The sequence below is a fragment of the Paenibacillus wynnii genome (genome assembly GCF_000757885.1).
In the GTDB taxonomy this organism is placed as follows: domain Bacteria; phylum Bacillota; class Bacilli; order Paenibacillales; family Paenibacillaceae; genus Paenibacillus_AQ; species Paenibacillus_AQ wynnii.
Map to the genome: position 1 here is coordinate 505,070 of NZ_JQCR01000003.1, position 20,032 is coordinate 525,101.

26 protein-coding genes are annotated in these 20,032 nt (G+C 42.2%); 14 read left to right on the forward strand and 12 right to left on the reverse strand.

Annotated features, from left to right (window positions below):
* Positions 1–195 precede the first annotated feature (195 nt).
* The 9 genes from PWYN_RS17500 to PWYN_RS17535 all read right to left on the reverse strand — a co-directional run bounded on the left by PWYN_RS17500 (position 196) and on the right by PWYN_RS17535 (position 7,939).
* Positions 196–1,086, reverse strand: coding sequence for a helix-turn-helix domain-containing protein (locus PWYN_RS17500; RefSeq protein WP_036654679.1), 891 nt, complete (start codon positions 1,084–1,086; stop codon positions 196–198).
* 568 nt (positions 1,087–1,654) lie between these two features.
* The gene (locus PWYN_RS17505; RefSeq protein WP_036654680.1) at positions 1,655–1,840 is read right to left on the reverse strand and encodes a hypothetical protein; all 186 of its coding nucleotides are present in this window, start codon (positions 1,838–1,840) and stop codon (positions 1,655–1,657) included.
* Positions 1,841–1,906: 66 nt separating this feature from the next.
* Complete coding sequence (locus tag PWYN_RS17510) at positions 1,907–2,668, reverse strand: hypothetical protein (protein WP_157261207.1); 762 nt, start codon at positions 2,666–2,668, stop codon at positions 1,907–1,909.
* A 224-nt stretch (positions 2,669–2,892) separates the two neighbouring features.
* Positions 2,893–3,066 carry an XRE family transcriptional regulator gene (locus PWYN_RS29295; protein WP_157261208.1) on the reverse strand — a complete coding sequence of 58 codons (174 nt, stop codon included), beginning with the start codon at positions 3,064–3,066 and terminating at the stop codon, positions 2,893–2,895.
* Between the two features lie 74 nt (positions 3,067–3,140).
* Positions 3,141–4,031: an SU10 major capsid protein gene (locus PWYN_RS17515; RefSeq protein WP_036654685.1), complete on the reverse strand. Its 891-nt coding sequence runs from the start codon at positions 4,029–4,031 to the stop codon at positions 3,141–3,143.
* 26 nt (positions 4,032–4,057) lie between these two features.
* On the reverse strand, positions 4,058–4,483 hold the full coding sequence (locus PWYN_RS17520) for a hypothetical protein (RefSeq protein ID WP_036654688.1): 426 nt from the start codon (positions 4,481–4,483) through the stop codon (positions 4,058–4,060).
* Positions 4,484–6,580: 2,097 nt separating this feature from the next.
* On the reverse strand, positions 6,581–6,778 hold the full coding sequence (locus tag PWYN_RS17525) for a hypothetical protein (RefSeq protein ID WP_036654691.1): 198 nt from the start codon (positions 6,776–6,778) through the stop codon (positions 6,581–6,583).
* On the reverse strand, positions 6,765–7,007 hold the full coding sequence (locus tag PWYN_RS17530; protein WP_036654692.1) for a hypothetical protein: 243 nt from the start codon (positions 7,005–7,007) through the stop codon (positions 6,765–6,767). The genes PWYN_RS17525 and PWYN_RS17530 overlap by 14 nt, the downstream gene beginning before the upstream one ends.
* Before the next feature lie 2 nt (positions 7,008–7,009).
* Complete coding sequence (locus tag PWYN_RS17535) at positions 7,010–7,939, reverse strand: tyrosine-type recombinase/integrase (RefSeq protein ID WP_338049240.1); 930 nt, start codon at positions 7,937–7,939, stop codon at positions 7,010–7,012.
* A gap of 451 nt (positions 7,940–8,390) precedes the next feature.
* Between PWYN_RS17535 and PWYN_RS30335 the strand changes: the two genes are divergently transcribed.
* Positions 8,391–8,474, forward strand: a complete 84-nt coding sequence (locus PWYN_RS30335; RefSeq protein WP_219214875.1) for a putative holin-like toxin — start codon at positions 8,391–8,393, stop codon at positions 8,472–8,474.
* Between the two features lie 213 nt (positions 8,475–8,687).
* Here the strand turns inward: PWYN_RS30335 and PWYN_RS17540 are convergent, their stop codons facing one another.
* The 3 genes from PWYN_RS17540 to PWYN_RS28230 all read right to left on the reverse strand — a co-directional run bounded on the left by PWYN_RS17540 (position 8,688) and on the right by PWYN_RS28230 (position 11,041).
* Positions 8,688–9,890, reverse strand: a complete 1,203-nt coding sequence (locus PWYN_RS17540; protein WP_036654696.1) for a site-specific integrase — start codon at positions 9,888–9,890, stop codon at positions 8,688–8,690.
* Positions 9,891–9,957: 67 nt separating this feature from the next.
* Entirely contained in the window at positions 9,958–10,164 is a 207-nt protein-coding gene (locus tag PWYN_RS17545) for a group-specific protein (protein WP_420805815.1), read from the reverse strand.
* A gap of 175 nt (positions 10,165–10,339) precedes the next feature.
* Complete coding sequence (locus PWYN_RS28230; RefSeq protein WP_052088081.1) at positions 10,340–11,041, reverse strand: helix-turn-helix domain-containing protein; 702 nt, start codon at positions 11,039–11,041, stop codon at positions 10,340–10,342.
* Between the two features lie 140 nt (positions 11,042–11,181).
* Between PWYN_RS28230 and PWYN_RS17555 the strand changes: the two genes are divergently transcribed.
* From PWYN_RS17555 to PWYN_RS17610, 13 genes are all read left to right on the forward strand, one after another.
* Positions 11,182–11,415: a helix-turn-helix transcriptional regulator gene (locus tag PWYN_RS17555; protein ID WP_036654701.1), complete on the forward strand. Its 234-nt coding sequence runs from the start codon at positions 11,182–11,184 to the stop codon at positions 11,413–11,415.
* A gap of 155 nt (positions 11,416–11,570) precedes the next feature.
* Positions 11,571–11,900: a hypothetical protein gene (locus tag PWYN_RS17560; protein WP_036654704.1), complete on the forward strand. Its 330-nt coding sequence runs from the start codon at positions 11,571–11,573 to the stop codon at positions 11,898–11,900.
* 16 nt (positions 11,901–11,916) lie between these two features.
* Entirely contained in the window at positions 11,917–12,117 is a 201-nt protein-coding gene (locus tag PWYN_RS17565) for a hypothetical protein (RefSeq protein WP_036654706.1), read from the forward strand.
* Positions 12,118–12,157: 40 nt separating this feature from the next.
* Positions 12,158–12,769: a hypothetical protein gene (locus tag PWYN_RS17570; protein ID WP_036654707.1), complete on the forward strand. Its 612-nt coding sequence runs from the start codon at positions 12,158–12,160 to the stop codon at positions 12,767–12,769.
* 178 nt (positions 12,770–12,947) lie between these two features.
* Positions 12,948–13,595, forward strand: coding sequence for a hypothetical protein (locus tag PWYN_RS17575; protein WP_036654709.1), 648 nt, complete (start codon positions 12,948–12,950; stop codon positions 13,593–13,595).
* Positions 13,588–13,788 (forward strand): helix-turn-helix domain-containing protein, encoded by a 201-nt coding sequence (locus tag PWYN_RS17580; RefSeq protein ID WP_036654711.1) that lies wholly within the window; start codon positions 13,588–13,590, stop codon positions 13,786–13,788. The genes PWYN_RS17575 and PWYN_RS17580 overlap by 8 nt, the downstream gene beginning before the upstream one ends.
* A complete protein-coding gene (locus PWYN_RS17585; RefSeq protein ID WP_036654713.1) occupies positions 13,785–14,000 on the forward strand; it encodes a hypothetical protein in 216 nt (71 codons plus the stop codon). Before PWYN_RS17580 ends, PWYN_RS17585 begins: the two co-directional genes overlap by 4 nt.
* Positions 14,001–14,062: 62 nt before the next feature.
* The gene (locus tag PWYN_RS17590) at positions 14,063–14,413 is read left to right on the forward strand and encodes a hypothetical protein (RefSeq protein ID WP_036654715.1); all 351 of its coding nucleotides are present in this window, start codon (positions 14,063–14,065) and stop codon (positions 14,411–14,413) included.
* Positions 14,364–17,204 (forward strand): DUF927 domain-containing protein, encoded by a 2,841-nt coding sequence (locus PWYN_RS28235; RefSeq protein WP_052088082.1) that lies wholly within the window; start codon positions 14,364–14,366, stop codon positions 17,202–17,204. The genes PWYN_RS17590 and PWYN_RS28235 overlap by 50 nt, the downstream gene beginning before the upstream one ends.
* Before the next feature lie 309 nt (positions 17,205–17,513).
* On the forward strand, positions 17,514–17,687 hold the full coding sequence (locus PWYN_RS29300; protein WP_157261209.1) for a hypothetical protein: 174 nt from the start codon (positions 17,514–17,516) through the stop codon (positions 17,685–17,687).
* Between the two features lie 608 nt (positions 17,688–18,295).
* The gene (locus tag PWYN_RS17600) at positions 18,296–18,748 is read left to right on the forward strand and encodes an ArpU family phage packaging/lysis transcriptional regulator (protein ID WP_157261210.1); all 453 of its coding nucleotides are present in this window, start codon (positions 18,296–18,298) and stop codon (positions 18,746–18,748) included.
* A 1-nt stretch (position 18,749) separates the two neighbouring features.
* Positions 18,750–19,310, forward strand: coding sequence for a hypothetical protein (locus PWYN_RS17605; RefSeq protein ID WP_036654720.1), 561 nt, complete (start codon positions 18,750–18,752; stop codon positions 19,308–19,310).
* A gap of 18 nt (positions 19,311–19,328) precedes the next feature.
* Positions 19,329–20,003 carry a hypothetical protein gene (locus PWYN_RS17610; protein WP_036654722.1) on the forward strand — a complete coding sequence of 225 codons (675 nt, stop codon included), beginning with the start codon at positions 19,329–19,331 and terminating at the stop codon, positions 20,001–20,003.
* Positions 20,004–20,032: the final 29 nt, after the last annotated feature.

Consider the following 20,032-nt stretch of genomic DNA (forward strand, 5'->3'; position numbering starts at 1 on the left):
ACAAATATAAACAATCACCAACATCAATTTTACGAATGCTTTATCCATTACCTTTTTAATTTTCTTCAAAATATTATCTCCTTTGATTTCCTTATAATTGAATAACAAAAAGAAGGGTCGATTGCTCACCCTCCCAATTACCTTACCTTTATAGTTGACGTTCGGATTTGTTTAATTACTCTTATGAATTGATGCTTAGAATGGATTGTCGTCACTCATGTTCAGGTAGTCATTCAATGGTTCATAATCTTCCTGTTCTTCTATGACGATATCATCGGAGTTCAATTCATCATCAATAAAGGGGTTAACACTTGTTTTGACTTTATTCTTTCTTTCCTTTTGTTTATCCCATTTTTTGATATTCTTATCAATAATTGATTTGAATGATTCTCTCAAACTATCTAAAGTAGTGATATTACCGAAAATAACATGCTCAAACCGATAAGACATTTTCTTGACACCGTTTATCGTCCGTGTTCCGTTTTGTCTATACTCTGAACCCATCAATCTCATACGGTTGAGCGTATGAACCATCTTATGTACCTTATCATTGGAGAACCCTAAAGTGTCAGCCATTTTATTAATAGACATCCAACATTTTCTCTCGTTGTTATTACTATACTTACGAATTAAACAGTAAAAGGCAATCTCGGAACATCCTAAACCGTTATCTAAGTAATATTGCATCAATTTCAAATCAATACTAATATAATGGTCTGCATCTGTAACAGGAGCATCGTATTCATTTCCCTTGTTCCCTTTTTCTCTTTTTGTATTGGGGAGATCAAGCGCTGTAACAAGCATAAATCCGTCATCTTCATATCTATCCCATCTTGTGACAGAGCATTGAATAACTTTGTAACGAATAAGAATTTTAAACAACTCTTTAGTTTTATCAATAGTAAAACCCGTTTCTTTCTTCAGCATTTTCATACTGGTTGCAAATGTACATTTATCTTGATTATAAATATGGTATCTATACAGTGTTAGATAAAGAAGGAAAGCATCTGCACCAACCTTGCTAAAAGTATTACCTTTGTCAAACCAATTAGATTTAACCTTAATGTGACTATCTACAAATTTCATAATAAAACATCTCCTGACTAATTTATAAATCTATAATGTATAAAGTTGAATAAGAGTAGAGAATTAAAATACAATTAATACATGTTCAAGTGCTTTTGACCTTGAACTTTAAGGTTTACCTCTTTTGAACTTAATCCTTAAACGAAGTTGAAATTTAATCACTAGGGAATAAGCGTAGCGTTACACTAGGAAATATTAATATATTTATATCTAGTTTATTATATATATTAATAATATATCCGTTTTAGCGTCATTTTGTCATACTATTATAAGATATAAGCGTACCCTTTTTGTCGTTTTGTCAAATGACATATTATGTATAAATATTAAAATACCCTTATGAAACAAGGCTTTTTTAGGAGATTTTCACAAAAACAGTATATATCCGTTTTTGGGTCATTTTGTCAAACTTATATCTCCTAAATGTATACCGTTTATTTTATTTTGTCAAACTATTATGGGCAATTGTGTACCCTTTTAGGTGTTTTGTCAAATATAATGACATATAACCTTATATATCAACGGTTTTTAGGTTTCATTTTGTCACACTATTTTTAGGGTGATATTATTACGATTTCTTTTTGTCATTATACTCTGTAATGACACGCTCCAATTCTTCCGTGAATGGGAACTGCCAGAATGGATTTAATGTTTGTTGATGGAGTCCTGAACAGATGTATGATTGCTTATTCTTCATTAACTGATTACGTAGCCGTTTGTCATAACAGTAAAAATAGCGTTGTGTATTTTCCATTTTATTTATCTCCTTTAGTTGTGAATAGAAAGAGAGGATACGAAATTATTACGTACCCTCAACAATTTAATTAATAGCCATGCATCCCGATGTCCATTTAAATTTATCCTTACTCGTTAAAGCGATACTGTACAAATCTTTAATCTCATCTTTACCGTTGTTATCAAACTTGCCCATAGTCCAGCATCCAGTCGTTTCAAACGTATGAGTCCTTGTAAACTTCTCTTCTGATAAATCTAATGGAAACTCAAATAAGCCCTGCATGGCTGCAAGGTTAATTTCTGTTTGTAATATTCCATTTTCATTTACCCTTATTACTGATCCTAGATTATATTGCTGTTTGACTCGTTTGAATTCGTTCATTGATATTCCTGATTTTAATATGTCTATCAACTCATATAGCTCTAATTGTTCAAGCCAATTCAAACATACGTGTTGAAAATCACTATTGTAGTAACCAGCATATGAACTGTCTATGGATAGGAGTATTAGTTTACCTTCTCTACTCTGAGGTAGTGGAATGTTATAGTAACTGAGGATTTGAAGCACTGTAGACCCTGCATACTTTGTGCGGTAATTCTTGCGATTGATATCTGAAACGGAGTTAATGTTTGCTGATTCGGGGTTTGCAATATCCATTCTATTAAGTCGGGTAATATGATTGTCCCATACTTTTCCTTGTTCAAGAGCCATATCAATGCCAATGAACTCTTTATTGTTGTTCTGAGTTTCATATATGTTATAGAAATCATAGAAACGTGTGACTTCATAACCTTTGATATGCTTCAGATACAAACAGGAGAGAAGAGAATCTAAATCATTCGACATGTAGAGGTTGTAATTACCTTGTTCTGAGTCATTGCACCATTGTGGAAATTTGTCTTTGAGTTGTTTTTGCATAGTTAGATGGATAAAAAATCACCTAACTCTTACTTTGGTGCTCCCTATGTAATGACGATTGGTTTGGATTTACCTTTTACAGTAGCCAATCACAGTCACAAAGGGAGTTAAATAAATAGTCGATCCATTTTTGACACCTACCTTGTTTTATTTTAGTTATTGCTAATATATTGCTTATATTGGTTGATTCTGTATTCTGACATGTCGCCTTTGTTATTCTCATACAGAGATATGAGTGTACTGGAACATTGTAAATGTGCTGCTACTGTATTCTGTTTAATTTGGCGCTGAATCCTTTTAATTTTCCACTCCATTCGATCATTCATGATTGATATCTCCCTAAATAAATTTATAAAAATAAAAGGGGGTAGTTTAAAACTACTCCCCTATTGATTATGTATTAGGCTTTCAATGTGTATTGGGCAACGGCTTTCTTGGAACCTACACGTAGAGTTGCTTCTGCTGTAACCAAACCACGTACAGAATCGCCAACTTTTGCAAGTGCTTCAAACTCAGGTTGACGGAGATAGTCCAGGGACAACATGCCAGCATCAAAGATAGTCATTTTATCAACAGAAGCATGTCTGCTTAGGACAAGGTTCAGGCTACCGTAGTTTGTGCGAATGGTATCAACAATCAGACCAAACACATTTTGCTGTGCGATGTAACTGTATTTATCTTTGTACAAGGCATCAATCTTTTCCTTCAGGTCAGCATTAACCAATGCGAAGTATTGACCAGATTGGTTTCCTTGCGTCCATAGTTTCTTAACTGTGTTTTTAACTTCATCCTCAGTCACAATACCACTCGCTGCACCAGTAAGCAGGTTAGAAGCATGCGCCCACTTTTCAAGACCATCCATACGGCGAATGAAAGGAGTTAGAGAAGCATCATTACGTGTACCAGACGTAATGGCTTTTTCCATTGCCACTTTGATTTCAAGTAGACGGTCAGCAACTTCACCTGAAAATACGTTACCTTGACCAGTTACGTTGATAGCATTTTGTGTACCAGAGATGGATACACCTTTACTGAAGATTTCTAGAATGTTGTTTAACTCAGCACGAGCAGATTCATAAAAAACAGGAGTTTCAGATCCTTCAATTGCTCCGATATCAGAAGTTGTATCAAGGGATTTTTCTCTCCAAGTCTGAACAGTTCCGTTGGCTTTACCAACAAGTCCTTTCGCCATCAACAGTGAAGTAAGAGGAGTGTCTTGGATTCCGATTTTTGTAATTTCATTCACCAGTGAAATTTTTTCTCCGGCAGTAAGGTTAGTAGTTTTAAACATTATTAATCATCCTTTTCTATTTGGGTTTAGTTGAACAGTTTTGCTAATTTTGCACCGATCATGCCGTTTACATCATTCTTAGCGGCTGCTTGATCATAGGCGGTTGTCTGTTTGTGGTCTTCAGGGACATAGGCATTGTTAATCTTTCTGGCTTCTAAAATCTTGTTAAGTTGAGTAACCTTAACCTTCAATTCATCAGCATTGGACACATTTAAAAACTCAGCAAAATCATCCATCTTATTGGCTTTTAATTCCAAGCCAACTTCTTTTTTGAACAAATCTGCTTCACGTTGTTCCAGTGCCTTTTCTGCATCAGACTTATCGACAGGTTTAAATTGAAGCAAGCCATCACGTTCAGTAGTAAGCGGAGTTAAAACCTCTGTCTCCCATGTTGTCTTTGTATCGGCTAACATCTGATCAATGTGAGCCTGTTGTTCCGGTGTAAATTCCATTCATTCCATCCTCTCTAATTTGATTTGGGTATATCCTCAGTAAAATTTTTTACAAAAAAAAGAGACATGCTGAAAATTAAGCACGTCACTCTATTTGTAAAGAGAGGATATTAAGTTGTTACGAAGGATAACCAATCCTTCATTCAACCCACGTTGAAACATAGATTCAATGAAAAGTTGGGTATTCTATCACTATATAAAAAAACTTAGACTATCAAAAAACCTATATACTATATGGTTATTTAAGTGTTTTCTAAAGCGGTAGCATTTATCCCCTTTAAACACACATCTAATTTATTTCGTGAGTTAATAAAAACCCTTATTATACAAGGATTTATGCTGGTTTTAACTTGTTCTCGTTTCCGTTGTTTTGATTACACTATTTATATATGGCTCCTTAAAACACCATCAACCATATATTTACATATTGTTAAAATACCTTGATAAATCAACGTTTAATGAGAGTTAAAATTAATACAATGTCCAAGTTTAGGATTTTTTCGTTATGAACATAAGTATAAAAACCTTATAAACATTGACTTTAACGAAGAAAACAAGAATCAAACACAGCGTTCCTGAAAAGTAACACGATTTATTGCATGTCTCCTTAAAACACCATTAAGGTTTTTGCATCTAACGTTGATTTGTAGGGTTATTGTTAAATTGTAGAGGTCAAGTTCAAGGGTGAACTTAACCATTTAACGTTGAAAAATCAATGTTTAACGAAAAATGTCTGAAGCGTTACATCTTTTCTCCAATACTCCTCATCATTACATCTCATAGATAATCTTGAGAAACGCTTATTGTAAGTGGGGTTTGAGGTGATTTCTAAATGATTAGATATTGAGACGTGACTGACGTGCTGGCTGGACTTCGGAAAATGACACATTGGGAACGATGCTATCTTTCTTCCCTATTAGGTGTTTTTAATAATTGCGAAAAAAGTAAATGTTCATAAGGTTATTTTGAGTGTGTAAAAGTGTCCACGGATTGATTTTTTCATTCTATTTTTAGAGACTTGTAATGAAAGACTTGTTTTATGGGGCATGGGGTAGGAGGGAGATGCTGCTGTTCAAAGCAAACTAAATATTGCTGTTCTTTATCCCTTATTAGCAGTTTTGAAATTTGGGTAAATACTTCAATATACATATGGCTAATTTACATGTTCACGTTTTATAATCATCTGTTTCTTCTCTTCCATATATAAGAAATAGACTCGACATGACAATGATCGTTATAAACCCTATGTTATTAAAGGATTCTATTTTCCTGAATTGAATTCCTAAAACTTCACATCAATTTTGCTGCTATTTATCCCTTATTAGCAGTTTTTACTTTACACCTGTTTGAGCCTTATAAATTAGGAATAATAAAGGGGTTTCTGAACCCTTAACATTGATTTCTGAATGGTAAAGTTTTCAGATTAACATTATGTTCATCTGATTTTCTATCTCTTCTATCATATATATAAAATAGACTCAATGATGAATTTAACCTTATAAAACATAGGGGAATCAAGGGTTTCTAAACTATGACGGATGATTTCTAAACATACACGATTTATTATGCTCTCCTTAAAACACCATTACGATTTTGAAGAATTCCTTTTGTTTATATGGCAAGGCGACCAAAGATCGTGTCCCCAACTTACATTTAACCCATTGTTTTCACGGTATACAGAGAAATCCTAAACTGTCTTAATTTTTATTCTGTTTCTATATCCTTATTAGGCAAAATTGTAAGAGCATCAAATGAGTCAATGATTTAGCGGTTTAATGGGGAAATCCTAAATATACACGTTTTGCCTCGGACATTATATCCTACCCACTGATTATTCCTTCACTATATAAAAAATATCAGAGTGTTAAATAACATATATTTTATGTGGCTAATTTGACTGTTTTCATTTTCTCGCTTTTATCTTGTATTCTCTTCCCCCTTGGGAACCTTGAACACTGTTAGAAAAGCCGGTATTTACAAGGGGTTTATGATGATGAAAATATTAAAGTGTGTCGTTTTTCAATGAAAATGAGATATCGGTGAAAACCAAAAAAACCCTATAAGAATATAAGGGTTTCAATACTTTACTATATAGAATCACACGAACAGCATTGTCTCGCACATCATGAGCGCACCTGAATTTTCTTTGCCATCATCGTCAATCAAATACATTTCACCGTCAAATTCATTTGTTAGGATTGGATAAGTTTTACCAACGGATACTCCTATTAATTCAAACGGTATAGTCAATACAAGTGCATATTTAGCCAATTCAATCATCTCAGTCGTTTCCATTAGTGAAACCTCCATTGGTTATATTATAGATTTCCTGAAACTGGTGGATAATGCTTTCTCTCAACGTTGTCAGGGCAAGTATGTCGCCCTCTATTACCTTTTTCTTATCAGCATCACAAGATGGTTCAATTGCTTCCATTACCAACCTCAAATGGGCTTGTGTAATGGCTAGGAGTTGATCATAAGTATCATCATCCAAAATCCATAACAAACGATTAAGGATATTCATGGCTATATATCCATATTGTTTAAAGGATTGAATTTCTCATTCTGTTCGGCTAATGCGGTTCCCCAAAGTGAGAAATATTTCAGGGTCATAGAGATGTTACTGTGTCTAAGCAATTTTTGTATTGTTCCAATATCACAACCAGCCATTATCATGGAATGCGCTGCTGTATGTCTGAAAGTATGACAGGAGAGACGTACATTTTTGAAGTTCATAATTACTTTCAAATGTTTGAATACCATTTTCAAGGCGTTATCTGTTAAAGGCTTTCCATTACGATCAGTGAACACTGTTTCAGGCATGGTTGGAAAGTATTTCTCAACGAATATACGATACTCGATAAATTCACGTTTTAATCTATCTGACATTGGAATGCTACTGGCAACTCTCTTTTTACCATTAACAGTGATAACTTGATTCACTAAATCAACGTCTGACCATTTCAAACTTACTGTCTCGCCAAGCCGACACGCTGAACCCAAAAGCCATATGATTAGAAAATAATCACGATAAGCATATAAGGATTTGTCACGATATTTGATGGATTGGTAGAAGCGTAACATTTGTTTAATTTGAGCATCAGTGAAAACTTCAATCTTAACATCTTCCTTTGCAAAAATAATTCGTTTGGTTGGATTGGTTTTAGGAGTGAAAACTTCCATTTCAGTTTCAAAGTAATTGAAGAATATCTTGAGGATGTGCAACTTGGAGTTTACTGTTGTGGGATTGTTACCTTTTTCCTTGCATTGCAACAAATACTGTTTAACGAAGGATGCTGTACAATCTTCAACATTAATGATCTCATTTTCAACACAGTATTGATGGAACTCATTCATTAGTCCCATATAAGCGGTGAGAGTACGATCAGAAACATTACGGTACATTCGGTCTGATTTGAATTCGGAGAGAGCAAATTTTAATAGCAAAAAGACCACCACCTTAAAGGATTATGTGTCCTTAAAAGTAATGGTCTTTTATTTTATAAACGGGTCACGGTGTGACCACCAACTATAGATGTGGGATGAATATACTTCAAACCCTTGCTACAGTGGAACGTATAGGACGGATGGGATTCGAACCCATGACCCCTACCCTGTCAAAGTCATTGGGTGCTTATCGCGGCTTCTGTTATAGTGTGAAGAAACCGCGCAGAATAAGAGGGCTATGGCTTATCGTATGTTGTGTTTCCTCGCTATATAATCCATTTACATATTTTTTCACATCGGATTCACATCAATTTCGCATCAAATACAAATGTAGATGAAGAGTGCGAAAATGCGTTAAATAGTTCATCTATCCAGTCCGCTTACCACCGTGATATAATGACTGAAGCAATAGAAGGCTTGCAAGGGTGGCCGGCTAATCTCCCGGAAGGGAGGTGATGCCATGGAGGTTTATCAAGCGTTGTCACTGATGTTCATGTTTGGCATGTTCATTATTGCTCTGCTAAATTACCTCAAAAAGAAATAGGCCGCCCTCTGTCCAGGATAGCGACCTATTTCTGTGGGTAGTGCCTGTTTAAAGCCGCCGCCCTTAAAAGCGGCTATTGCACCGGGGAGTCGTGTTAGCGCACGGCTCTCTTTGCATTGTACGTCTTTTGTACCTTTACTATACCACAAGTGGATTTATTAAATAAACATATATACAATTCAAAAATTACTCATTTCTCCTAATGGAGCTTCTTTAAATGCTACTCTGCCTGCTGGCCTTCAGCATCTTATCGAATATGCCAGCTGCCGCCTGGTCGGCTTCGCGGAGCGCGTGTGTATAGATGTTTAAGGTTGTGCTGATATTGGCATGGCCAAGGCGTGCCTGGATGATCTTTGCGTGCAACCCTTGATTCAGCAGAAGCGTTGCGGAAGTGTGGCGCAGGGCGTGAAAATTAACATACCGGAGATTGTGGCGCTTAGTAAAGCGGGTCCACCATGTTTTGACGCTGTATGGATTCAGCGGCTTTCCTTTCCAAGAATTAAACACGAAAAATTGTTCGCCGCCTTCCCATAGATCGGCGCAGGCCAATCGTTCTTCGTTGCATTTGGCCTTGTAAGATCGGAGATCCGGAATGAGGGAGAGAGGAAGCTCAATGCGGCGTTTAGAGGCTTTGGTTTTTGGCTCCTTCAGCTCATAACCGCTTTTGGTGAAACTCAAGCTCTGTAAAACATCCATTGTGCCCGCATCCAGATTGATATTCTTCCATTCCAAACCCAGCAGTTCGCCGCGGCGTAAGCCCGTTGTAAGGGCCAGCGTAATCATTAGGCACCAAGAATCCTTTTCAGCTTCCAGAAGGGTGAAGATGTGATCTGTTTCCTGTTGAGTATAAACGTTTAATTCTCGTGGTTCGTCTCGAGGCTTCTTCACGCCATCCATCGGATTGACTTTGAGCAGCTTCCAGTCCACGGCACGGCTAAAGATATTCCTAAGCACCCTGTGGAGGTATTGAACAGTGCCTGCAGACAGAGTGCCCTCCTTACCGTCTTTTCGCTCCCCGGTGGAGAGCCTATCCATCAAGTCTACAAGGTGGAGCGTCTTTATAGCATCCAGTTTCATATGGCCCAGTTCGGGTATAATTCGGCTGTGCAAGTGAATCATGTATATCTCCAGCGTAGCTTTCCCTAACTGCTTCTCCGCGTATTTGCTCCGCCATTCCTCAGTAAAGGCTAAAAAGGTCAGCTTCTGCGGTGCGATAAATTCCCCGGCCTGAACCTCTTCACGGAACTTCGCAAACTCAGTATCTAAGTGATCCTGAAGCCGCTTCTTGGTCTTCAGTAAAGCTTCATCGGTTATGGTTAATGTCTTGGTGCGGCGGCCATATTTGCCGTTCGCCTGAACGCCGGTATAGACGGTGAAGCACCAGGAGTTGTCGCCGCGTTTTTGAATGTTCGCCACTGTGGATGTGCTCCTTTCAATTAGGGTGTCGGTTAAGTCTACACCCCCTGCAAATTACGAAAAGCTATTATTGTTCTTCGAGCCACTGTTCAAGAAATTCACGAGTCTCGCGGACTGGATAGTACCATTTGCCACCTACCTTGCGTTTGGGGAAGCGGGGATCGAAGAAGAAAGTTTCCTGAATTGTACCCCAGCTCATGCAAGTCCGCTTCTTGAGCTCCGCTGAGTCCCAAAAGACGAATTCGAAATCCATCTCATGGACTTGCTCAGCAATATGTTGACTGCATAGTTTGAGTAGTGCTGCTTTGTCCAAGTCAACTGAAATGTTGAACAAGAGGCGCTCACATCCTTCTGAGGGTTCTTTGATACGCTACGAGATAGGGAATGTATGTTTGGTTAAAGGGTTATGTATGAAGAAGACTGCCAAAACAGTATTTTAAAGCGTTATGTTATTCTTCGCCGGGTTCGCTGGCAGGTTTCTGATATTCCGGAAAGAGAGCCTTCAGCATGTCCAGGACGCGCTGTCGGTCTTGATCGGTGAGAGGATGACCGTTGTAGGTGAGTTTGTTTTGAGTAAGGTATGTGCTTAACTCTTTTGCCAGTATTTGTTCTCTTTTAAGCAAACGTAAATTTATGTCGTCCTCAGCTACTTTTTCAAGAAGTGCAAGTAGATTTTCAATTTTCCCCGTTTCTTCCCAAACAGCGATTCGAGGTATTGCGTCTCCGTCGGGTTCTACGTCATATAGATGCCGCTTTAAATCGGATATGGAGATGTCAGCACCTTTTATTGCATCAATAAGTTCTTTGTGAAACTCTTGTGCCGCCTCCTGTGTAAATTTGTTCGTGTGTTTTATTTCTTTTAATACATCAACTATTGCAGCACCAATTTTTGATGACACGTAATAAAAATGATCTTGTGGGATTAGGTGTTCAGATACATAATCTGCCTTATTCATTAATTCCACATAATCGACACCCAGTGGAGCTGATAATTTTTTCAGTATCTCGGGAGAAGGGGCGCCACGTTTCCCGTTCTCAACATTAGTTATGTACGTTTGGCTTACTCCTGAGATTTTAGCAAGCTGTTTTAAGGTTAGATTCTTTGCTTTTCTTTTTTCCCTAATAAAAATACCGAAATCACTATCTTCCATTGTGGTTCGCCTCCTTAGTCTCAATAGTAAATCATTTTGATCTCAAAAGAAACTTTTTTCTTTACAGATTAACTCGAAAAAGGTATAGTCTCAATAGAGATTTAAATAAATCTCAAATAAGATTAAAGGGGTGATGATACGTGAAAGCCACTATCAAGATGGAAAAGCTTGCAGAGTTGATGTTCCGCCGTGGATGGTCCCGCAGGCAGTTGGCCAAAAACGCCGGTATCGGTGAAGTGACCGCTCAGCAGATCTGCAACGGGCAGCGCAACCCCAGCCCCCCCGTGGTCAAGAAACTGACGGATGCCTTTGGTGTTGACTTCTCCGAGCTGTTTGATCTGGAGCAAGAAGACCGCGCTGATCAGGGAGCCTAGGTCATGAGGCTTTACGGTGTTCGTGTAAACGGAAGGTTGTATGTTCGGACGCGCGGTCAGAACTTAATTGCACTGGAGCTATTAGTGCAGATTTCTCCATTATGCAGCTTTGACAGGAAATAAATCATTTATACCAAGAGAGGAGGTCAATAGCTTTGAATGATCTGGAGTACACAGCTGCACAACGACGCCGGGAATTGGCACTAAAGTATTTTCCTCAGGGGATGGAGTACGGCATGATCGCATTGCTGGATGAGGTAGAGCAGTTCCTGATTAAAGCCTACCACGCGGGCCAGCAAGCGGCAGACAAGCTGTCGCCGCAAGCGTGGAGCAATCAGACAGCCGCTGGTTATACGATCATGGCTGCGGAGGGTGCGGGGTTCACAGAAGGACAGATTCAAGCCCTGGTGAACAGACTCCATAACCGCTTCGACATGGTCACTCAGGAAGAGGCAGCGGCTCATTATCGTAAGTCGCCATATTAAGAGAGGAGAAGCAGCCATGCAGGATACAAGAAAACAAGCTATTTTTCAGGCCATATCCGGTTCGCATGGCGGTCAGCTTCTGGAGCTGGCCAGAGAGCAGTTGCAACTGGCAAGAGAATTACCGCCAGAACCTGCATTGCTAGTTCTGGAATCAGGCAGATATCTCCATGCGGATGCTAGGGAGATTATATTAGTCCGCATCGAAGTTCTGCGGTAGGAGCAGGCGTTAATCATTAAGTTTGAAGGCGGTGGGCAGTATGGCAGATAAGTTGAGCGAACATCAGATCCAGGACAAAGCTGCAACTCTCCGGGAGCGGCTTGGCGGAACAATCTTTGGCTATCCAATTCACGAGAATAACCCGCATTCTCCATATGCAGTGGTTGTGTATGCTGCAGGTCATTATCACGTTTATCCGGAAGCAAAGGATATTTCTTTTGCTGCACTTGGTGTGAAGACCATTCTTGAACAATTCCAGAAAAGCGGGCTGTCAGTCAATTATACGGATGCCGTGCGGCTCGTTTCTTACGAAGCACAGGTTAATGCACCAGACGTTACGATGCGTCGTCTCCGTGATAGCCAGGCCGATTACAGCACAACTGAAGCAGGGACTGAACTGATTAGCGGAAAAGGCGCGGTGAAAATGGCCTATTTTGGAATGGTAGATGATAGGAATCCAAAGTGCGGTCAGCTCATGGACCAGTATTACAAGTTGCTTGCATCTCGCAGGTATGGAAAAACGGCAGCTGCAATCAAGCAGGAGGTCAGGAAGATGAACAGGGATCAGGCTACTGGTTGGATTGAGAGAACCTATTCGAAGTATCTCAAGGGCGAGGATATCGCGATTCTTGAACTGTTCCGGAATTTGTAGGAGGCGTTGTAGATGGATTTTGTGGACAGTAGAAAATGGAAGATCGTCTTACGCAGTATCCTTGGCCGGGTCGCGTAAGACGATCATCAAAATAAAACTATGGGTGCTCTTGGCGTCAATTATACCTTCATACTTCTTTAATGGTCAAGAGTGAGGCCCGATCTCAGGAGGAATCACCATGTCAACTATCTCACCTAAAACAGAATCAAAGGCGGAGTTTCTGGCTTCCAGCTTCACAAGAATTATTGCAAATGGAAAACTGCATGCGCTGTTCAACCTCGTTATGGCTGAAGGCCGGCGCATTCTGGATGATGACAATTATGAGTCCGTTGATCAGAAGCGGTATGTCCTGAATACCACATTGGGCGAAACGAAGCAAGCTTTGGCCATTGCTGCTAAACGCACGATTCGCTGCTGCGGATACCCGCTAGAGGCTCGGGGCGGTTATGACCGTAAAACAGACCATCATTCACTGCTGGTCCGCTGCACTGACTGTGGCTGTACGTTGTATGTGGAAGAGCAGGGAGAGCGTAGATACGTCCCTGGGAAGCCTGACCGTCAACCTGTATTTGTGCCGAAGAGGGCAGCGCGGGCTAATATCACGTTGCGTATGGCCCGGGAGCGTGCTGGGTATACCGAAGTGGCAGCGGCCAAACTGCTTGGAATCAAAACCAAGAGGCTGAGGGAGCTGGAAATGGACTGCAGTAAGACCCGCCTCGATCTGACAGAGAGATTTTGTGAATTGTACCGCTGCTTCTCGCTGGATCAGATTCATTGGGGCCGGGAGGACGCATACAAGCAGAAAGGAGAAGTGAGCCATGCATGAAACTCAGCAGGCACCAGTGCAGCGGCAGACTATAACTGTTAAAGAGGCTGCTGAACTGCTCGGGGTATCCCAAACGACAGTATACGCGATGGTAAGGCAGGGACAAATACCTGCAGTGAGGGTGCGTTCGCGTATTTTCTTTACTCGCTTAGCTTTGGAAGAGTGGCTGCGGAGCGGCGGGGTGACAGCATGAATGACCAACAACGTAAAGCCTTAATTGAAATGACGTTACTGACCGGCTGGAAGTATTCGATTTTAAACGAAGCAATGTCCCTCTTGACTGATCAGAGCTATACGCGTGAACAAGCGGGTCAGAAGCTGCTGGAAGTCGTAGCTGATATGGGGGACAGTGAACAGGCTTACTTATCTACTGCGTTCGGATTCGAAACTGAGAAAGACCATTAAGAGCGCAGCATTAAGTCGTCGCAAGCAGTTAGCCTGGAACAAGTAGAAAGGAGTTGAAACGCTTGAAGACTGTAAGATTATCACTCATAAACCGGCAGGGGCAAATTATCAACACTTGGTCCATTCCTTACGCCCGCCGCATTGCCGCACTTGATGTGGCAATGGATAGAGCCGAGGAAGAAGGGCATGCCGGAGTTTTATGGTCGGTGTTCAATAAGGGGAAAACACAGGAGTTTGCTTTCGACTCACATAATCCATGGGCGATTGCTCTATTTGCTGCTCAGATTCAGCCCTTCATGACTAAGCATGGCACACTTGATATAGATCGCTTCATGCGGCAACCGGCAAAGGGGGCAGGAGCGGATGCAACAACAGGGTATAACCGGGCAAGATACCAAGCCAGTCGTTCATGATTCGGAGCTGCCGATTAGCTTCGGCCGAAATGCGGCTGATACCAACTGGAAAGTTGAGTATCTGAAATGGTCGGATTTTGTGAAGCAGTTGCGGATCGTTCGCCGCACAACGGAGACAATGGCACAGTATGACAAGCTAAGCCGCGAGGAGAAGGGGGCCGTCAAAAACGGTCCCGCCTTTGTGGGTGGCCTTGTCCGAGCCGGTCGGCGTCGAAAGGAAAACATTGATGTTCGTAGTTTAATTACTCTGGATGTAGATGTTCCGGACGAACATTTCCTAATGATGGTGGACTTAACGATTGGCGGCTACGCATATGTGATTTACTCTACACATAGTCACCGTCACGGAAAGCCGAAGTACCGACTAATCATTCTGATGGATCGGGAAATGACACCGGATGAATGCTCGGCAGTTTCGCGGAGGATCGCATTTATGATCGGAATGGACTGCTTTGACAAAACCACCTTTGATGTCAATCGGCTCATGTACTTACCGTCTTGTTCCAAGGATGCGAAACCATTCTTCATGGAATCGGAGGGAAAGGCGTTCGGTGTGGATCATCTGCTGGGAATGTACAAAGTAGATTGGACAGACCCGGCGAACTGGCCAAAACACCCCAATGAGTCGGTTACCCGATTCACGGGCAGAAAGCCGCAGGACCCTCGAGAGAAGCGCGGTATTGTTGGGCAGTTTTGTCGGGTTTATGGGATCGAGAGCGCAATAGACGAATTTCTGTCAGAAGTTTATACCGCGGGCAGCATGTCGAACCGGTATACGTATGCCCGTGGGAGCAGCGGAAACGGGCTTGAGGTTTTTTCGGGTCAGGAACTGGCGTACTCACACCAGGACAGTGACCCGGTGGCTGACGGCCACAGCCATAACGCGTTTGATCTGGTCCGTATTCATCGTTTCGGCCCTTTGGACGAGGACATTGCCGAAGGATTGGATGTTGATCAGAAGCCCAGTCATTTAGAGATGGTTAAGTTCGCACATGGTCTTGTGGAAGTGCAACGGCTGGTTCAGGAAGAGAGCAGCGCTGAGATTTATGCGGCATTCGATGATGATCCCGTTCTGGAGAATTCGGAAGAAGCTGCGGAACCTGACAAGGTGAAGGCGATTGACTTGACCGGTATCAAGATTCCTATGGGCTTCGATGTTATTAACGGCAAGATATTTGAGGTCAAGACGATGAAGAACGGTGAAGTAAAGCATGCCCCAGTATGCGAGTGTCTGGTTGCTGTCACGGGGCGTTACACGAATCTGACAGATCACACGCAGGGTTTGGATGTGTCCTGGGTGAGCCACAGGGGAACAAAATCCGTTTCAGACACACGCAGTTCCTTTGCAGATAGTAAGAAGCTCATCAACCTCTCGGACTATGGTCTGCCAGTGCATTCGGAGAACGCCCGGAAGCTGGCAGCATATCTTAGCCGCTTCGAGTCGGAGAACGAGGACAGGTTGACAACGAAGAAGGTTAGTAATCAGCTCGGTTGGGTGGCAGGTGGCTTCCTGCTTGGAGACAACTTCATAGGAGAGGGTGACATTCAGTTCATGCCGAAAGATGCGGGGGACGGCCAGACGGCTAGAGGATTTCATACCCGTGGGGAGTCGTCCGGTACGCTGAAAGTGTTGGAGCGGATTAAACCGTTTGCTCCAGTCAAGATGGCAGTCTACGCTGCTCTGTCCGCCCCGCTCCTGAACCTCTGGGGAGAGAGCCCTTATATATTCGAACTCGCAGGCAGCACGTCCAGAGGGAAAACCACAGCGCTGCGGGTCGCAGCCAGCTTGTTCGGCTGTCCCGATGAAGATAAACCAGGCATATTCAAGCAATGGAATATGACGAAGGTAGCTATTGAGCGTTACGCCTCCACAATGAACCATCTGCCGCTATTTCTAGATGATACAAAGAAGACAGACGAGCGAACAGTGCGCCCAATCATCTTCCAGTTCAGTAGCGGGCAAAGCAAAGGACGGGGATCACTTAAGGGGGCTCAGGTCAGTGCAGGATGGCAGACTGTCATGCTCACGACAGGCGAACAAAAGCTAACTTCCTTCGCCAAGGACGGCGGCTCCGTGGGACGTGTGCTGTCGCTGGAAGGCTCCCCATTCACTACGGCAGATATTGTGTCGGCCAGACTGGTTCAGGAGCTGAACAAGCAGCTCAGCGAACATTACGGTCACATGGCAGAACCATGGATCCGTTTCCTGATGATGGCGGATATGGATCATTGGAAAAAGCAGTTCAGTATCGCTTGTGATCGTTACCTTGAAATGGGTCGTTTGGCTGGTGAGGTGGCAATGCGGCTTTCACGTATTATGGCACTGATCGATGTTACTGGTCAGATGTTTGATTCCTGCTTTGGCCTCTGCCTATACTCTGCAGATGAGCTGGCACGGGTTTGGACGAAGATCACAGGGGAGACGCCTGAGTTAGATCGGGCAGCAGAGGCCTTGGAAGTTGTAATGAGCTGGGTGACGGCGAATAATCGGCAGTTCATCATAAATGATGGAGGGTCACCTTTTTCAGGGAGGCTGTTCGGTGAGATTAGAGCGGATGAGATTTTTGTAATTGATGATCTGCTGGATGAGCATCTGCGATCACGAGGATATGACCCTCTTTCCATAGCTAAAGCCTGGAAGGAGAAGGGCTGGACCACGACAGCTCCACAGCGTACCAAATGGAGGCGTAGATTGGGCGGAGGAAATCCATGGACATATTGCTTTGATATGACCAAGATTGGATGGTCCTTTGATACGAATGACCGATTTTCGGAATTTGGTAAGGAGTAAATTCCCAGTTGTACTCAGTGCTAAAGAGAAGAGTGGGAACGTGAAATTCCTTGCCCCATAAGGGTATTTATATTTTAGTTCTCTATGTTCCCTATGTTCTCAGTAAATAAATATATATAGCTACATGGGCAAATTATTCGATCCTATTAGCCTTAATTTCATATAAGCATATATTTCACAAGTAGTGGGAACAGGGAACAGATAAGTGAAACCCTTGCCCCGTATAGGTTTAGCGCAGGAACATAACATGGAACGACTAGGAACGGCCCATCTATTTACAATGACCGGAAAGGAGGTGAGTAGTAAATTATGAGTAAACGACTGGATAGGGAAGTAAAGCAAACGATTGATGAGCTTTGGGAGCGTGGCATGGATGCTTCTCTGCTGAGCCGTGAGATCGAGGAGATTATTGACGAACGCTGGCCACACTATGAGGTAGAGCGTGACTGGCGGGATGTCGCGGAGCGGCTGGGGCTGATGTAGTGAGGCAACCTAAGAAAACCTAAAATTGCAACACAAACCGCCTGCCAAAACTGGACATTAAAATCGGCAGTTTCGGCACCCATAAAAAGGAACTGGCAGCGATTAAGGCTTGAGTTTTCCGAGATTTCCGAGCCCTAAAAGGGAAATACAAGAGGTTAGGTTTTGTTAAGATTCTATGCGAGTATCCGGACATTTCGGACCCCTTAAAGAAGGGGGAGAGAACAGCATAAAACTCTACTTGATGAACAGGACGGTTACTATTCAGAACCTGACAAAACCTGACCTTGAATTCAATAATTCAAGCGCACGAATACGGAGTTTCCGGAGGCCTTAAAGAAGGGGCTGCACAATGTGAAGTAATACTAGGGAGAGGTACACTACTTAGTTTCCTCAGAACTTAGCAAAACTTAGTATCTATGCAGTACAGAATCTGTGATCAACCTGCAAGAAAATCAAAGTCCAAATGCATCGGGTGGATCTGATTGATGTAACGGCACCGTTCCATTTGTGTCACCTTAAAAAGCACTGCTCGGAGAACATCGCGAGATTTACGAGGCCTTAAAAAGGACATAGTCTGAGAGAGCCTCTGATTGGAGCTGAATCGAAAAATGAATAATGCGTGGGAAGTCCGTCGGCAGCTACTGGCATACAACGGGCTGCGGGCAGATCGTGACGAGCTGCTGCGCATCTTGAAGGGGCGTGATCAGGATATCCGCCCCGGCAGATCTTGCTCTGACGGCATGCCCCGGCAGCAGGGCGGGATCCCCCGCTCCAGTGTGGAAGGGGCTGCGATCCGCCGGGAGGAGGAATTGGAAGAGCTGTTGGGCAAGCTCGAGCAGATTAATCGCCAACTGGAGCCGATAGAGAAGGCACTAGCTATGCTGCACTGGCGTGAGCGGCAGATTATTCGTAAGACTTTCTTCAGTATGGAGGGAGACGATAAAAGCAATGCGGCAGAACTTGGCATGCCTGAGAGGGAGTTTAATAGAATCAAGTTCCTAGCATTGCAACATATGTCAGCTTTCAAAAATATAGTCAATCTGAAAGAAGGGCGATTTTGAAATGAGTCTTGTAACTATTATTGCTACAGAAAAGTTCCTTTCCGTTGTTACAGACGGAAGGGAAATGAGAAATGGTGAGGTAGTAGGGGAGAGTTACCCAAAGTGCAAACAGTTCTCAAATGTACTTATTACTTATGCCGGGGTGAAACAGCCTGCGGAGATCATTATTTCATTACTTGAAAAAGAAGGGATACTGGAAAGAGGGAATCTTGCAGAGATAGCGGGATTCGTTAATGTTTTGTTTCATACTCCAGAATTATCTTCTTTCACACTTTTGTTTGCTGTTGGTGGAATTGATCCGCAGGGAAAAATCTCATTCTATACGATTGATTCCAAACATAAAAAATTCACTAAGAATATGCCTGTGAATGGGAAAACTAGCTTCGCAGTCCTTGGTAATCAAGAAGCAGCTAACAACCTACAAAAGAGGCTGAGGATTAATAAAGGTGCTCTTTCCTTAGCTGAGGCACAGCGCATTCAGTCCGAGTTGAATGGACAAATTTCAAAACGAAATATCGGTGTGAATAACACACTCTTTAAATTTTCAATTAAGAGAAGCTAAAGCAGAGGAGATGACCTTATGGTTGGTTTTAATTTTAAAAGTGTAAACCAAAATGAGCCGGATTTGAAGGTTCTAGTTGGCCAACTGCTGAATGCCTACAATATTATGACTCAAGAGTTGCTCTTTGTGTTGAATCATTTGGATACCCGGAATATCAATGAGATTCATGCTGAGAAATTGGTAGCACTCAGTATTGAAACGGAGAAGCTGGCCGCAGGTGCCGTCACGGCAGAGAAAATAACAGTGGATGAATTGTCAGCCATCAATGCAAATTTAGGTCATATCACAGCTGGTTTAATTGAGTCTATAAAGATATTTGGTTCGTACATCGCTACGAAGGAAAATGCGTTCCCACGGTGCGAGATGTCCAGTAATGGCAATGTCTTCGCAGCGTATACAAATGCAGGTAATAAAATCGCCATTGATCCCAATTATGCAGGTGTCCCTTCACTGGATTTCTACATGAATGGGGTGATTAAAGGAAAGCTGGATACGATCTCATCAATTATGGAACTGGTAGGTAACGGTGGGTTGCTGCTGTATGCCAATGGTGGGGATCTGGAACTGCAAAGTAGTGGTTATATCATTGTGGACGATTGGTACAAATTGAAAAACCGTAGTGGAAGAACTCTAGGAGAGGATATTTCCGAGATTTTTGATAGATTAGAGGCATTGGAAGAAGGCGGAGCTTAACGAATAACAGACGCTGTGGTATATTGGTG

What these genes read in the sequence shown, in the direction of transcription:
- PWYN_RS17565 (WP_036654706.1), top strand. Translation starts at nt 11,917, where the DNA reads ATGCAGGATACAAGAAAACAAGCTATTTTTCAGGCCATATCCGGTTCG.
- PWYN_RS17530 (WP_036654692.1), bottom strand. Translation starts at nt 7,007, where the DNA reads ATGAATATCCTTAATCGTTTGTTATGGATTTTGGATGATGATACTTAT.
- PWYN_RS17575 (WP_036654709.1), top strand. Translation starts at nt 12,948, where the DNA reads ATGTCAACTATCTCACCTAAAACAGAATCAAAGGCGGAGTTTCTGGCT.
- PWYN_RS17520 (WP_036654688.1), bottom strand. Translation starts at nt 4,483, where the DNA reads ATGGAATTTACACCGGAACAACAGGCTCACATTGATCAGATGTTAGCC.
- PWYN_RS17585 (WP_036654713.1), top strand. Translation starts at nt 13,785, where the DNA reads ATGAATGACCAACAACGTAAAGCCTTAATTGAAATGACGTTACTGACC.
- PWYN_RS17515 (WP_036654685.1), bottom strand. Translation starts at nt 4,031, where the DNA reads ATGTTTAAAACTACTAACCTTACTGCCGGAGAAAAAATTTCACTGGTG.
- PWYN_RS29295 (WP_157261208.1), bottom strand. Translation starts at nt 3,066, where the DNA reads ATGAATGATCGAATGGAGTGGAAAATTAAAAGGATTCAGCGCCAAATT.
- PWYN_RS30335 (WP_219214875.1), top strand. Translation starts at nt 8,391, where the DNA reads ATGGAGGTTTATCAAGCGTTGTCACTGATGTTCATGTTTGGCATGTTC.
- PWYN_RS28230 (WP_052088081.1), bottom strand. Translation starts at nt 11,041, where the DNA reads ATGGAAGATAGTGATTTCGGTATTTTTATTAGGGAAAAAAGAAAAGCA.
- PWYN_RS17610 (WP_036654722.1), top strand. Translation starts at nt 19,329, where the DNA reads ATGGTTGGTTTTAATTTTAAAAGTGTAAACCAAAATGAGCCGGATTTG.
- PWYN_RS17505 (WP_036654680.1), bottom strand. Translation starts at nt 1,840, where the DNA reads ATGGAAAATACACAACGCTATTTTTACTGTTATGACAAACGGCTACGT.
- PWYN_RS28235 (WP_052088082.1), top strand. Translation starts at nt 14,364, where the DNA reads ATGCAACAACAGGGTATAACCGGGCAAGATACCAAGCCAGTCGTTCAT.
- PWYN_RS17600 (WP_157261210.1), top strand. Translation starts at nt 18,296, where the DNA reads ATGAATAATGCGTGGGAAGTCCGTCGGCAGCTACTGGCATACAACGGG.
- PWYN_RS17500 (WP_036654679.1), bottom strand. Translation starts at nt 1,086, where the DNA reads ATGAAATTTGTAGATAGTCACATTAAGGTTAAATCTAATTGGTTTGAC.
- PWYN_RS17570 (WP_036654707.1), top strand. Translation starts at nt 12,158, where the DNA reads ATGGCAGATAAGTTGAGCGAACATCAGATCCAGGACAAAGCTGCAACT.
- PWYN_RS29300 (WP_157261209.1), top strand. Translation starts at nt 17,514, where the DNA reads ATGAGTAAACGACTGGATAGGGAAGTAAAGCAAACGATTGATGAGCTT.
- PWYN_RS17510 (WP_157261207.1), bottom strand. Translation starts at nt 2,668, where the DNA reads ATGTCGAATGATTTAGATTCTCTTCTCTCCTGTTTGTATCTGAAGCAT.
- PWYN_RS17605 (WP_036654720.1), top strand. Translation starts at nt 18,750, where the DNA reads ATGAGTCTTGTAACTATTATTGCTACAGAAAAGTTCCTTTCCGTTGTT.
- PWYN_RS17580 (WP_036654711.1), top strand. Translation starts at nt 13,588, where the DNA reads ATGCATGAAACTCAGCAGGCACCAGTGCAGCGGCAGACTATAACTGTT.
- PWYN_RS17525 (WP_036654691.1), bottom strand. Translation starts at nt 6,778, where the DNA reads ATGGAAACGACTGAGATGATTGAATTGGCTAAATATGCACTTGTATTG.